The sequence below is a fragment of the Sphingomonas sp. genome (assembly GCF_019242355.1).
GTDB lineage: Bacteria > Pseudomonadota > Alphaproteobacteria > Sphingomonadales > Sphingomonadaceae > Sphingomicrobium.
This window is the reverse complement of sequence record NZ_JAFAVR010000216.1, coordinates 1-12425: the sequence shown is the minus strand read 5'-3', so window position 1 is coordinate 12425 and position 12425 is coordinate 1. Positions and strand designations below refer to the sequence as shown.

Sequence of the window (12425 nt, the reverse complement as noted above, 5' to 3'; positions counted from 1 at the left end):
GGCACGCGATCGAGCACGAGCTTGCGGACGACAAGCGGCGTCAGGACGCGCTCGTGAACCGCTCGTTGCGCGGCCTGGACCACCCGGGTCGGGAAAAGCCGGCGCTTCTGCACCTTGGCCAGAAGCGGTGTGACGTCCTCACCCCGGGAGAGCGATGCAGCGAGGATGTTGGCCGCGGCAACGGCGTCCTGGATCGCGAGGTTGATGCCCACTCCACCGACCGGCGACATCGCGTGCGCGGCATCGCCAACGGCAAGGAGCCCGGGCCGCCACCAGCGATCGAGCCGGTCGAGCGATACGGAAAGCAGTTTCACCTGCTCCCAATCCTGCAGGGTCTCGACAACCGGGGCGAGATCCGGGACTGCCTTGACGAGGTTGGCCCGAAACGCCGGAAGGCCGGCCGCCCGCAAGGCGCCGGAATCGCCCTTCGGGACGACGTAAGCGCACTGCCAGTAATCGCCGCGGTCAATCTGGACGACCATCGTTCCCGAACCGAAACTGCCACCGGTTTCGTTGGCCGGGGTCTTCTCCTTGGGAAGACGGAACCAGAGCACGTCGATCGGAGCACCAAGGTCGGTCTTCGGCAGGCCGGCCTTTTCGCGGACGATCGAGCCTCGCCCATCGGCAGCGATCGTCAGGGGAGCCCTTACCTCCTCGCCATACTGGAGCCGCACGCCCGCAACCCGGTCACCGTCGAAAACGAGGTCGACGACCTCGGACTCCATGCGAAGCGCGAAGGTGGGATAATTCCGTGCTTCGCGGGCAAGGAAGTCGAGGAAATCCCATTGCGGCATCAGCGCGACGAATCGGCTTCGCACCGGCAAATGACTCATGTCGGCGATCACGATCCGCTGATTGGCGACTCGGCCGGTAACGCTGGTCACCTCATCGTGCGGGCGCTTCAGGAAGTCGTCGAGCAGGCCGAGCTCGCGTAGAAGCTCGAGAGTCGAGGGGTGGACGGTGTCACCGCGAAAATCGCGGAAGAAGTCCGCGTGTTTTTCAAGGACCAGGGTGCGGCAGCCGGCGCGGGCGAACAGCAGCCCCGCCATCACCCCTGCGGGCCCGCCACCGGCGATAACGACGTCAAGGTTCACCTGCGGAAGGTCACAAAGGTCGCGTTCATCGTGCGCGCGAGGGACACCGGGAGGCCCTGTCCACTGCCCACAAACCGTTCGATCGATGCTGAACGCGAAATCATCTGCCGCGAGGCTGACAGACAACTTCCTACATTGGAAGACCGGCGCCTCAGCTCTTGGTCAGCGCATCCGCCTTGTGCGCCGCCCGCTTGCCCTCGTCGGTCTCGACCAGATATTCGGGATTGTCCCGCGACGCGGCGACCTTGTGGCCCTTGATCGTCGTACCGGAAGTGATTTTCTTGACCACCTTGCCGTGCGCCTCACCCCCGTGGGAGCTCCAGCTGACTCGGTCGCCGGCCTTGAGTGTCTTCGTCATGATCTATCTCCGGCCGGCGAACGCCTGGCGGTGACAGTCGGCTCCGCGCCTGCTCTAAAGCCGGTATGGCGGCAGAGCTCGGTGGAACCGGACTAAGCGACGCGCTGACGATCCTGGGCGCGGCCGGAATCGTCATCCCGGCGTTCGCTCGGCTGAAGGTCAGCCCGGTGATCGGCTTCATCCTCGTCGGGATCATCGCCGGCCCGCACCTGCTTGGCGACCTTGCCCCGGCCCATCCGTGGCTTCACACCGTCTCGATCAGCAATCCGGCGTCGATCGAGCCCTTTGCCGAGCTCGGAATCATCCTGCTGCTGTTTTCTGCCGGGCTTCACATCAGTTTCCGCCGCCTGCGGTCGATGGGCGGCGCATTGTTCGGCATCGGCAGCGCGGAACTGATTGGGTGCGGAGTCCTGATCGCCGCTGGGCTCCTGATCGGCGGGCTAACGCTGCAGGCGGCCGTCGCACTGGGAATCGCCCTCGCCTTGTCGTCGACCGCGCTGGTGCTTCCGATCACCGGAGTCGACAGCCCGGTCGGACGAGCCGCGTTCGCGATGCTGGTGTTCGAGGACCTTGCGCTCGTGCCGTTGCTGTTCCTGATCGAGCTGATCGGCGGCCACGCCGAGATGGCCGAGCTGGTGCGGACCGGCGTGCTTGGCATCCTCGTCATTGCCGGGATGCTCGCGATCGGCCGTTTCGCGCTGGCGCCCCTGTTCGGCCAGGCGGCGCGGACCAAGAACCCCGAGCTGTTCCTTGCGATCAGCCTGCTGACCGTCATCCTGGCGAGCATGGCGACAGCGGCTGTCGGCCTGTCGCCGATCCTGGGCGCCCTGATCGCCGGCGTGCTGATCGGGGAGACGGACTATAGCGCCGAGGTCGAGGCGATCACCGCGCCGCTCACCGGCCTTGCGCTCGGCATCTTCCTGATCACGGTCGGGATGCGCATCGACCTTGCGGCGCTGGCGCGGGACTGGCCGCTGATCCTTGGCGCTGCGGCGCTTGTCCTCGCGCTGAAGGCGGCGATCACCGGCGCATTGCTGCGCGCATCAGGCGCGCGCCGGGCAGTCGCCGTCGAGACCGCGATCGTCATGGCCAGCCCGTCGGAAACGACGCTGATCGTGCTTTCGGCGGCGGCGGCGGCAGGGCTGCTGTCCGCCGGGCAAGCCGGGTTCTGGACAACGGTCACCGCGATCGGCCTCACCGTGACGCCCCTGCTCGCGGCTCTCGGGCGGCGGATGGGCCGCCGCGTCGAGCAGCGCCTCACGGACGTTCCGGAAGACGGCTCGACCGCCGACCGGACGATCATCTTCGGCTTCGGCCGCGTCGGGCAGATGGTCGCGGACATGCTGGCCGAGCACGGCAAGCCCTATCTGGCGGTGGATAGCGACGTCGATTCGGTGCGGCACGCGCGCGAGGCGGGCTATCGCGTGCTGTTCGGAGACGTGGCGCGCGGCGAACTGGTCGACCAGCTGAAGCTCGGCAATGCGTCGGCGCTGGTGCTGACCATGGACGATCCGGTGCTGGTGGCGCGGATTGCGCGTGGGGTGCGCGCCGCGGTGCCCGGATTGCCGATCGTCGCCCGGGCGCGCGACGCGAGGCATGCCGCTGAACTCTATACGGCGGGCGTGACAGACGCGGTCCCCGAGGCGCTGGAATCGTCGCTGCAGCTTTCGGAAGCGGTGCTGGTCGACATCGGAATCGCGATGGGACCGGTGATCGCAAGCATTCACGAGAAGCGGTCCAGCCTTCGAACGCAGATCATGGAAGAGGCGGCACTCGATGCCCAGCCGCGCCTTCGCGGCCGGCGCCTGCGGGATGCTGCGCAGAACGGCTAGTCAACGCGCCGGCCAGTGATCTTTCGCCAACTCCTCAAGGTCGGAAAGCTCCGTTCGGCTCAGCCGGACACTCAGGCGCCCATCCTCGATGCATGCCTTCGCCCATGGAAGCCGGCGCAGGGTTTCGCCAACGCCGGCAACGCCGCCTTGCGAGACGACGACATAAGCGAGACGACCGCTCGAGCAGCCGGCCATGGCATCGACGCAGCCGCCGACTTGCGCGCCGTCGCAGTCGACCGGCGCGCGGGTTAGGAGCGAGACCGGGAACAGCGCCTCGCCCGGCGTCAGCTCGCTGGCTTCGGCGGCCGCCTGGGCCCCTTCCTCGACCCGCGCCTGGCGGCCCAGCCAGCGCCAGACGCCGAAGATGTCGAGCGCCAGGAGGACGACGTTGGTCCAGATGAGCGCCGGCTGGTGCGTCATCAGGCCGGTCCCGATCCACAAGGCAGCGCCCGCGGTGAAGACGGCGAACCCGTAGCCGGTGATCCGCGAGCCAAGGTTGGCGGCGGTCATGCAGGCGGCGAGGATCGTCGTCGCCGTCGCCGCCCAGGAGACGATGTCGGTCATCACGCCGCAATGCGCGGGATGGCTCGAAGGTTCAGATTTCGACCTGGCTGCCGAGCTCGACCACGCGGTTGGTCGGGAGCTTGAAGAATTCCATGGCGCTTTCCGCGTTGCGCAGCATCCATGCGAACAATTTCTCGCGCCAGATCGCCATTCCCGGGCGCGACGACGCCAGGAGCGTCTGGCGCGCGAGGAAGAAGCTGGTGTCCATCATCTTGCACGTCGGCCCGCAGCCCTGGAGCTGAGCGAGCGCCGACGGGACGTCGATCTCATCCATGAAACCGTAGCGGAGCTTCACCCGGTAGAAGCCCGAGCCGTAATCCGTCACCTCGACGCGCCTTTCGGCCGAGACATAGGGCACGTCCTCGATCCGCACGGTAAGCAGGATCACTCGCTCGTGAAGCACCTTGTTGTGCTTGAGGTTGTGGAGCAGCGCGTGCGGCACGCCGTTGGTCGAGCTGGTCATGAAGACCGCGGTGCCGGGCACGCGCGCGGCACTGGTCGCGGCCGACTTGATGAAGATTTCCATCGGCAGGCTGGCCTCGTTCATCCGGCTGATCATCAGCTGGCGGCCCTTCGCCCAGGTGGTGAGGAAGGTGAACGCGATTGCTCCGACCAGCAGCGGGAACCAGCCGCCGGCGGGAATCTTGGTCAGGTTCGACGTGAAATAGCCAAGGTCGACCATGAAGAAGACGACCAGCAGCAGCCCGACGAGGATGCGGTTCCACTTCCACATGGTGATGAGCACGACGGCGATGAGGACGGTATCGATCAGCATCGCGCCGGTGACCGCGATGCCATAGGCAGCGGCAAGGTTCGACGAGCTTCGGAAGGTGACGACGAGCACCAGGACCATGATCATCAGCGCCCAGTTGACGAGCGGGATGTAGATCTGGCCGGCGGCGCTTTCGCTGGTGTGAGTGATGCGAAGGCGCGGCACGAAGCCAAGCTGGATCGCCTGCTGCGTGACCGAGAAGGCGCCGGAGATGACGGCCTGGCTGGCGATGATTGCGGCGAGGGTCGCGAGGATGACGAGCGGCAGGCGGAAGCTGTCGGAGGCGAGGTAGAAGAACGGGTCCTTCACCGCCGTCGCCAGCTGCGCCGGGCCCATCGAAAGCAGCATTGCCCCCTGCCCCATGTAGTTCAGCAGCAAGGCCGGGAGGACGAAGAACAGCCAGCTGACCTTGATCGGGTTGCGGCCGAAATGGCCCATGTCGGCATAGAGCGCCTCGGCGCCGGTCAGAGCGAGGACGACCGAGCCCATTGCAAGGAATGCCTTGAGCGGTTCGTGGATGAAGAAGCCGGCGGCCTTCAGTGGATTGATCATCGCCAGGATGACGTCCGAATGGTCCATGATGTGGATCAGGCCGAGTACAGAGAGCGCCGCGAAATAGACGAGCATGATCGGCCCGAACAAAGCGCCGACACGTGCGGTGCCGCGCGCCTGGATCGCGAACAGGCCGACCATGATCCCGACCGCGAGCGGCACGACGAACGGCTGGAAGCCCTTCTGGACCGTCGTCAGGCCCTCGACCGCCGACAGGACCGACTGCGCCGGCGTGATCATGCTGTCGCCGTAGAAGAGAGCGGTCGCGAAGACCCCGAGCATGACGATGCCCGTGGCCCAGCGCTTCTTGCCGCTGATGGTCCGGTTGATGAGGGCCAGCAGCGCGAGACTGCCGCCCTCGCCCTTGTTGTCCGCGCGCATGATGATGAAGACGTATTTGAGAGTCACGACGATCATCATCGACCAGAAGATCATCGAAAGGACTGCGTCGATGTGGAAGCGGTCCGGGGTCAGCGGGTGATGGCCGGTGAATGTCTCCCGGAACGCGTAGATCGGCGAGGTACCGATGTCGCCGAAGACGATTCCGACCGCGCCGACGGCGAGCTTGAGCAGCGAGCCATGGGCATGGCCGTGCGAAACGTCTTGCGGCGCTTCGGCTTCGGCGCCCCCGGTCGCTGTAATGTTCATGCAGTGGGACTCGGACTCGACAGACTGTACGTCGCATTCCTGCGGCCGTTGCCGAGGGCCTCGGTCACGGGCGCGCTCCGTTAGCACTGCCGTTACGGTGCTGCAATCGGCGCCTCGCCCAGTCGGAGCGAGACAAGAGAGGACAGGGGCAAATCGCCCGTCTATAGGCCGGCCCAACCATATCAGCGGAGCGAACGAACAATGCGCGTCGGGGTGCCAAAGGAGATCAAGGTTCACGAATATCGCGTCGGACTGACGCCCGCGTCGGTCGCCGAGCTGACGGCGGCCGGGCACGACGTGGTGGTCCAGGCCTCGGCGGGCGACGGCATCGACTGCCCCGATGCGACCTATGAGAAGGCCGGCGCGACCATCCTTCCGGACGCGGCGGCAGTGTTCGCGGCATCGGACATGATCGTGAAGGTCAAGGAGCCGCAGCAGTCGGAGATTGCCCTTCTGGAACCGCGCCACATCCTCTTCACCTATCTCCATCTCGCAGCCGACAAGCCGCAGGCCGAGGGCCTGATGAAGTCCGGCGCGACCTGCATCGCCTATGAGACGGTGACCGCAAGGAACGGCTCGTTGCCGCTCCTGAAGCCGATGAGCGAGGTCGCCGGCCGGATGTCGGTCCAGGTCGGCGCCCACTACCTCGAGAAAGAGCAAGGCGGCCGCGGCGTCCTGCTTGGCGGGGTTCCGGGCGTTGCGCCAGCGAAGGTCGCGATCCTCGGCGGCGGAGTCGCCGGCGTCAACGCGGCGCAGATGGCGGTCGGGATGCGCGCCGATGTCACCATCTACGACATCAACATGGAACGCCTCGCGGAGCTCGACATGTTCTTCTCGAGCCAGATCAAGACCGCCTTTGCATCGCGCAGCGCCATTGCCAATGCGGTCAAGAAGGCCGAGCTGGTGATCGGCGCCGTGCTGGTCCCCGGCGCAGCCGCGCCGAAGCTGGTCACTCGCGAGATGCTGAAGACAATGAAGCGCGGATCGGTGCTGGTGGACATTGCGATCGACCAGGGCGGCTGCTTCGAGACCTCGCACGCGACGACCCACGCCGACCCAGTCTACGAGATCGACAACGTCATTCATTATTGCGTCGCCAACATGCCTGGGGCGGTTGCGCGGACCAGCGCCTTCGCGCTCAATAATGCGACCCTGCCATTCGCGCTGAAGATCGCGAACCTTGGCGCCGAGGAAGCGATGCGGCAGGACCCGAACCTCGCTAACGGCCTCAACGTCTCGGGCGGCAAGATCCGGCACCAGGCGGTCGCCGAAGCGCTCGACCTCGCGTTCGAGCCCGTTGCGGCTTAGCGGAACATGAAGAGAACATCGGCGTTGATGCCCTGATCAAGCAATTGAAAAGGTGCAGCAATGTCGACAGACGTTACCGACGATCCAAAGCAGCATCCGACTGGCAATGCCGTCAAGGATCCGGATCATTGGGTGACCGGCGATGAACCCATGACCGGCGCCCAGGCGTCCTATCTTCAGACGCTGAGCGAAGAGGCCGGCGAAGAGTTCGACCCCGAGCTGTCGAAGGCCGACGCGTCGAAGGCGATCGACGCGCTCCAGGACAGGACCGGCCGCGGCGACTAGCTGGCCGGGTGCGGTCCTGGTTGCCGCTGAGGCGGGGCGGCCTGCTGGCCGCCGAGCGCCATGACCCCCTGCTCGACGAGGGGCCGCCAATCGGCCTTGGCCGGGGCAGTCGCCAGGATATTTCGCCAGATGGCGGCCGCGGTTTGCGGATCGCCCGAACGCGCGAGCGCAAGGCCGTAGAAGAACAGCGGCGCCGGATGCCCGGGCGCGAGCCCGGCAGCGCGCCTGTAGGCAAGCTCGGCGGGCGGAGTGAGGCCTCGCGCGTGGTCGACAAGGGCGTTGCCAAGGCCAATCCACAACTGCACGTTGCCTGGATAGCGGCCGACCGCATTGCGCAGGATGTTCACGGCGTTCTCTGTGTCGCCGTCACGAGCGAGAGCCTCGGACATCGCCAGCCAGGATTCCTCGCCCGAGAAATTTCCGAAGAAGGCGTGCCGCGCCTGGGCCAGCGGCACCACCTGGTGCTCAGCCGCGTCGTCGGCTGGCGCGCTCGGAAGGCCGGGACGCCCCTGCAGCGCGTAGCCTGCCGCGCCGATGAGGAGCGCCGCTCCGCAGGCGTTGAGCATTGCCCCGCGAACGCGCATCGCCCAGAGCGCGCCGGCAGCGAGCGCGAGCAGCAGCAGGAGGATCAACCAGCCGGTCATGGCTCGCGCCTCGCGCCGATGCGGCGGCGAATCAGGAGTGCTCCGACGGCGAGGAGCACCAGCGGTGCAAGCCACAGCGGCCAGGTGGCGGGCTCCTCCGTCGGTCGGTAGCTGATCCAGCTGCCGTAGCGCTGGACGAGCCACCCGCGCACCTGGTCGGGCGACTGGCCAGCGGCAATGCGGCGCCGGACGAGGTCGCGCATGTCGCCGGCGAGCTCGGCATCGCTATCGGCGATCGACTGGCCCTGGCAGACCAGGCAGCGAATTTCCTGCATGAGTGCGTCGGCGCGCGCTTCCTGCCGCGGATCGGGCAGCTGGCGATCGGACCAGTAGGCGGGCGGCAGCTTGCTATCGGCGAGCAGGGGAGATGCAAGCCCGAGCGCGATCAGGAGCGGCAAGAGCCTCACTTGGCCTTCTCCAGCTCCGCGAGGATCATTGGCACTTCGGACGCCTCGATCGGGCCGATATGCTGGTAGCGAATGATTCCGCGGCCATCGACGACAAAGCTTTCGGGTACGCCCGAGGAGCCGAGGTCGATCTGGACCCGGCTTTCCGGGTCGCTGCCGATTCGCTCGTAAGGATCGCCATTCCGGGCGAGGAAGGCGCTGAGGTCGGGCGCCCGGTCACGCACCGCGACGCCGTCGACCGTGATTCCCCTCGCCTGCAGCTGCCTCAGCACCCCGACCTCGGTGACGCAGGGGACGCACCAGCTGGCGAAGACGTTGAGCAGGCGCGGGCGGCCCGAAGCGAGGTCGGTGGACGACAGCCCCGGCTTGCCTGGCACAATCGCCGGCAAGGCGAAGGCCGGGACCGGCTGCCCTTCGAGGCGCGAATGGACGTCGGTGTCGACGGGCGTTGCAAGCCGCCATACCAGTCCGGCGATGAGCAGGACGAGGATGGCGAGCGGGGCGAAGCGGAGGACCCGGCTCATATGTAGCGCCTTCGCCAGTCCGGCTCTGGCCGGGGCCGCCCTGCCCGCCAGCCGCGCAGCGCCCGTCCGAGCAGCGCCAGAGCGCCGCCTATTGCGATCAGGGCGCCGCCAGCCCAGATCAGGGTTACGAACGGCTTCCACCACAGCCTGAGCTGCCAGCCGCCCGACGGATCCTGGCGACCGACGACCGTGTAGAGCTGCCCATCCCAGAACGTCCGGATCGCGGCTTCGTTGGTCTCCATCACCGGGTCGGAGAAATAATGGGTCTCTGGCCTCAGCGCGACGACACCCTCGCCACGGGACGCGCGAAGCTCCGCCTCCATCGACGTGAAGTTCTTGCCCGCGGCGGGCATGACGCCGCCGAAGGCCACGGTCCAGGGGCCGACGCCGAGCTGCTCACCGGGGCGGGCGACCGCGAGCCGCTCGCTGGTGAAGGCGCCGTTGGCGGCCATCCCGGCAAGTGCGACGGCAATGCCGAAATGGGAGACGACCATCCCCCAGGTCGCCAGCGGCGTGCGCAGGACATTGCGGCCGATGAGCGGCAGCGGCGACGCGGCCGCGAGGAACATCGCGATCGTCAGGCCAAGACGCGGCAGAAGCGCGAGAGTCGGAGCGAGCGCGAGGGTGATGACGAGCGCGGTGACGCCAAGCAGCGCCGGGACGGTCAGTCGCTTCAGTACCGGCCTGCGCTCTCGCCGCCAGCTCAGGAGCGGGCCCACCCCGACGAGCACGGCGAGGAACAAGGCCAGCGGTCCGGCGACGCTGTTGAAATAGGGCGCGCCGACCGACAGCTTTTCGCCGCTGATCGCCTCGACGAACAATGGATAGAGCGTACCCAGGAAGACGATGCCGAGGATGACGGAGAGCAGGAGGTTGTTGACGACCAGCCCGCTCTCGCGGCTGACGAGTTCAAACGGCGCGCCTTCGCGCAGCCGCGGCGCGCGAATCGCGAATAGGGTGAAGGCCGCGCCAACGTAGATCGCCAGCAGCGCGAGCAGAAAGGTGCCGCGCTCGGGGTCGATCGCAAAGGCGTGAACCGAGGTCAGCACGCCGGAGCGGACGAGGAAGGTGCCGACCATCGACATGGAAAAGGCCAGGACGGCGAGCATCATCGTCCAGGCCTTCAGCGCCGCGCGTGCGGCTAGCACGTTGACCGAGTGGAGGAGCGCCGTCGCGGCCAGCCACGGCATCAGCGAGGCGTTCTCGACCGGGTCCCAGAACCAGAACCCGCCCCAGCCAAGCTCGTAATAGGCCCAGTAGCTGCCGGCGGTGATGCCGAGCGTCAGCAGGATCCACGCGCCGAGCACCCAGGGCCGCATCGCTCGCGCGAGCCGCGAATCGACTTCGGTAGTGATCAGCGCGCCGACCGCGAGGCTGAACGCGATCGAGAGGCCGACATAGCCGAGGTAAAGCGTTGGGGGATGGAAGGCCAAGCCCGGGTCCTGCAGCAGCGGATTGAGCCCGGTCGGTCCTGTAATCAGCATCGTCGCGAGATCGACCCGAGCGAACGGGTTCGAGGCGATCAGCAGGAAGGCGTAGAAACCGAGCGCAAGCGCGGCCTGGGCGCCAAGGGCGGCAATCCGCGTCGCCTCGCTGGTGCGGTGCGACAGCAATGCAAACGCCGCTCCGGCGACGGCCAGCACCGTCACCCAGAGCAGCATCGATCCTTCGTGATTACCCCAGGCCCCGGCGATCTTGTAGATGAAGGGCTGTGCGACGTTGCTGTTGTCCGCGACCAAGGCGACCGACAGGTCGGTGCGGGCGAAGACCGTCAGCAGCATCGTGAATGCGATCAGGGTGAAAAGACCCTGCACGACCGCGACCGCGCGCACCGTGGCCGCGCCATCGATGGTGCCGCGTACTGTCGGGACGGACAGTAGCAGCTGCAGCGCCGCGAGCCCGGCGGCGAGCCACAGAGCGGCCAGGCCGGCTTCCGCGATCACCGCTCGAGCGTCTTCCCAGCCTTGTGCTCGGCGGCCTGGTTGCCGAGCTGAGGCGGCATGTAGCGCTCGTCATGCTTGGCGAGGATTGCGTCGGCGACGAATATGCCTTGCGAGCGGAGCCTTCCGTCCGCGACGACTCCGCTGCCCTCGCGGAACAGGTCGGGCGGAATGCCGCGAAAGATGACCGTGACCTTGCCGGCGCCGTCGGTCACCACGAACCGGATCGTCAGCGGGTCGTTGCGGACGAGCGAGCCCTTCTCGACCATTCCGCCGAGCCGGATCGGCCGGTCGCTTGGTGCCCTGCCCGCGGCGATGTCGCCGGGCGTGTAGAAATAGGCGGCCTGATCGCGCAGACCCCAGATGCCGAGCAATACGACGAAGAAGCCCGCGACGACGGCGCAGGCGACGAGGACCAGGCGCTGATTCTTCGGCTTCATTTGCGCCTGAGCGACTCCGCCGCCGCTTCGGCCGAGCGCATCGCGGCGAAGGACCCGAGGACCAGTCCCGCCGTGGCGGTGACGGCGACCGCATAGGCGGCGATGACGAACGGCCAGGCGTTCATGCCGCCGCAGTCCGGCGCAGGCGCGCCTCGACCTTGGTCCGCGCAAGATCGGCCCGCATCAGCATCAGCACCGCGGCCGCGAAAAGGCAGGTGAAACCGACCAAGGTCAGTGGGAGCGGCCATAGCAGCGAGCCGTCTATGGTCGTCCCGGTGAGGCCGATGCTCTCGCCCTGGTGCAGGGTCCGCCACCACAGCACCGAATAATGAATGATCGGGAGATTGATGGCTCCGACCAGCCCGTAGATCGCGGCGATGCGCCCGTCCCCGCCGCGCTCACGTTCGGCTCCAGCGAGAGCGATGAAGCCCAGATAGAGGAAGAAGAGGATCAGCATCGATGTCAGCCGGCCGTCCCATTCCCACCAGGTGCCCCAGGTCGGGCGGCCCCAGATCGAGCCGGTGACCAGGCAAATGCCGGCGAAGGTTGCTCCCGCCGGCGCGCAGGCGCGGCCCGCAACCGCGGCGAGCGGATGCCGCCACACGATCTGGCTGATCGAGGCGGCGGCAATGCCTCCCCACCCCGCCATTCCGAGCCAGGCGGCGGGCACGTGGATGTAGAGGATGCGAACCGTCTCGCCCTGAAGGTAGTCGGGCGGGGTCAGCGTGAGGCCCGCAGCCATGCCGGCCATCGCCAGCAACAGTCCGACCGACAGGAGCCAAGCCGTCGCGGGCCGTGCGATGCGCAGGAATCGTGCCGGGTTGGCGAGGACATGCATGATGCGTCGCTCCCTAGCACGACATGACGCGGAACGAAGCGGCGCTTCTCTTTCTATGCCCGCCCGATGAGCGCCTGCGCCATGGCGTCGGCAACTGCGGCAGGATCGCGGCCGCTGGCGGTGCTTTCGGCCCAGATCTGTTCGAGGCGCATCGGGATGCCCTCGATGCGCTCGCGAACCACCGCCGCGTCCCCGTCGCCGAGATATTCGGTCGAGACG

The 12425-nt window shown here is 67.2% G+C and carries 14 protein-coding genes; 3 read left to right on the top strand and 11 right to left on the bottom strand.

Going from position 1 to position 12425, the window contains the following annotated elements:
- Both JOZ79_RS10715 and JOZ79_RS10710 read right to left on the bottom strand, forming a co-directional pair.
- On the bottom strand, positions 1-1094 hold a 1094-nt coding region (locus JOZ79_RS10715), incomplete at its 3' end, for an FAD-dependent oxidoreductase (protein ID WP_294073974.1).
- Between the two features lie 151 nt (positions 1095-1245).
- Positions 1246-1452, bottom strand: coding sequence for a DUF2945 domain-containing protein (locus tag JOZ79_RS10710; protein ID WP_294073972.1), 207 nt, complete (start codon positions 1450-1452; stop codon positions 1246-1248).
- A gap of 65 nt (positions 1453-1517) precedes the next feature.
- On the opposite strand from JOZ79_RS10710, the gene JOZ79_RS10705 reads away from it, so the two are divergent.
- Positions 1518-3284: a cation:proton antiporter gene (locus tag JOZ79_RS10705; protein ID WP_294073970.1), complete on the top strand. Its 1767-nt coding sequence runs from the start codon at positions 1518-1520 to the stop codon at positions 3282-3284.
- Here JOZ79_RS10705 and JOZ79_RS10700 read toward each other — a convergent pair whose 3' ends face one another.
- Positions 3285-3848 (bottom strand): PRC-barrel domain containing protein, encoded by a 564-nt coding sequence (locus JOZ79_RS10700; RefSeq protein WP_294073968.1) that lies wholly within the window; start codon positions 3846-3848, stop codon positions 3285-3287.
- Between the two features lie 31 nt (positions 3849-3879).
- Entirely contained in the window at positions 3880-5820 is a 1941-nt protein-coding gene (locus JOZ79_RS10695) for a potassium transporter Kup (protein WP_294073967.1), read from the bottom strand.
- Between the two features lie 201 nt (positions 5821-6021).
- On the opposite strand from JOZ79_RS10695, the gene ald reads away from it, so the two are divergent.
- On the top strand, positions 6022-7128 hold the full coding sequence (ald, locus tag JOZ79_RS10690) for an alanine dehydrogenase (protein WP_294073965.1): 1107 nt from the start codon (positions 6022-6024) through the stop codon (positions 7126-7128).
- A gap of 60 nt (positions 7129-7188) precedes the next feature.
- Positions 7189-7413 (top strand): DUF3072 domain-containing protein, encoded by a 225-nt coding sequence (locus JOZ79_RS10685; RefSeq protein WP_294073963.1) that lies wholly within the window; start codon positions 7189-7191, stop codon positions 7411-7413.
- On the opposite strand, the gene JOZ79_RS10680 is transcribed toward JOZ79_RS10685, so the two are convergent.
- Genes JOZ79_RS10680 through ccmC form a run of 7 tightly spaced genes read right to left on the bottom strand, consistent with a single transcriptional unit; the run spans position 7410 to position 12206 of the window.
- Positions 7410-8057 (bottom strand): tetratricopeptide repeat protein, encoded by a 648-nt coding sequence (locus JOZ79_RS10680; protein ID WP_294073961.1) that lies wholly within the window; start codon positions 8055-8057, stop codon positions 7410-7412. The genes JOZ79_RS10685 and JOZ79_RS10680 overlap by 4 nt on opposite strands.
- A complete protein-coding gene (locus JOZ79_RS10675; RefSeq protein ID WP_294073959.1) occupies positions 8054-8464 on the bottom strand; it encodes a cytochrome c-type biogenesis protein in 411 nt (136 codons plus the stop codon). Before JOZ79_RS10675 ends, JOZ79_RS10680 begins: the two co-directional genes overlap by 4 nt.
- The gene (locus tag JOZ79_RS10670; protein ID WP_294073957.1) at positions 8461-8988 is read right to left on the bottom strand and encodes a DsbE family thiol:disulfide interchange protein; all 528 of its coding nucleotides are present in this window, start codon (positions 8986-8988) and stop codon (positions 8461-8463) included. The genes JOZ79_RS10675 and JOZ79_RS10670 overlap by 4 nt, the downstream gene beginning before the upstream one ends.
- Positions 8985-10931 (bottom strand): heme lyase CcmF/NrfE family subunit, encoded by a 1947-nt coding sequence (locus JOZ79_RS10665; RefSeq protein WP_294073955.1) that lies wholly within the window; start codon positions 10929-10931, stop codon positions 8985-8987. The genes JOZ79_RS10670 and JOZ79_RS10665 overlap by 4 nt, the downstream gene beginning before the upstream one ends.
- A complete protein-coding gene (ccmE, locus tag JOZ79_RS10660) occupies positions 10928-11368 on the bottom strand; it encodes a cytochrome c maturation protein CcmE (RefSeq protein ID WP_294073953.1) in 441 nt (146 codons plus the stop codon). Before ccmE ends, JOZ79_RS10665 begins: the two co-directional genes overlap by 4 nt.
- Positions 11365-11493: a hypothetical protein gene (locus JOZ79_RS10655; RefSeq protein ID WP_294073951.1), complete on the bottom strand. Its 129-nt coding sequence runs from the start codon at positions 11491-11493 to the stop codon at positions 11365-11367. Before JOZ79_RS10655 ends, ccmE begins: the two co-directional genes overlap by 4 nt.
- A complete protein-coding gene (ccmC, locus tag JOZ79_RS10650) occupies positions 11490-12206 on the bottom strand; it encodes a heme ABC transporter permease CcmC (RefSeq protein ID WP_294073949.1) in 717 nt (238 codons plus the stop codon). The genes JOZ79_RS10655 and ccmC overlap by 4 nt, the downstream gene beginning before the upstream one ends.
- Positions 12207-12425 lie beyond the last annotated feature (219 nt).

Bases quoted from the DNA above. Each gene is read 5' to 3' on its own strand.
- JOZ79_RS10680 (WP_294073961.1), bottom strand. From the start codon at position 8,057: ATGACCGGCTGGTTGATCCTCCTGCTGCTGCTCGCGCTCGCTGCCGGC.
- JOZ79_RS10700 (WP_294073968.1), bottom strand. From the start codon at position 3,848: ATGACCGACATCGTCTCCTGGGCGGCGACGGCGACGACGATCCTCGCC.
- JOZ79_RS10670 (WP_294073957.1), bottom strand. From the start codon at position 8,988: ATGAGCCGGGTCCTCCGCTTCGCCCCGCTCGCCATCCTCGTCCTGCTC.
- ccmE (WP_294073953.1), bottom strand. From the start codon at position 11,368: ATGAAGCCGAAGAATCAGCGCCTGGTCCTCGTCGCCTGCGCCGTCGTC.
- JOZ79_RS10710 (WP_294073972.1), bottom strand. From the start codon at position 1,452: ATGACGAAGACACTCAAGGCCGGCGACCGAGTCAGCTGGAGCTCCCAC.
- ccmC (WP_294073949.1), bottom strand. From the start codon at position 12,206: ATGCATGTCCTCGCCAACCCGGCACGATTCCTGCGCATCGCACGGCCC.
- ald (WP_294073965.1), top strand. From the start codon at position 6,022: ATGCGCGTCGGGGTGCCAAAGGAGATCAAGGTTCACGAATATCGCGTC.
- JOZ79_RS10695 (WP_294073967.1), bottom strand. From the start codon at position 5,820: ATGAACATTACAGCGACCGGGGGCGCCGAAGCCGAAGCGCCGCAAGAC.
- JOZ79_RS10705 (WP_294073970.1), top strand. From the start codon at position 1,518: ATGGCGGCAGAGCTCGGTGGAACCGGACTAAGCGACGCGCTGACGATC.
- JOZ79_RS10685 (WP_294073963.1), top strand. From the start codon at position 7,189: ATGTCGACAGACGTTACCGACGATCCAAAGCAGCATCCGACTGGCAAT.
- JOZ79_RS10655 (WP_294073951.1), bottom strand. From the start codon at position 11,493: ATGAACGCCTGGCCGTTCGTCATCGCCGCCTATGCGGTCGCCGTCACC.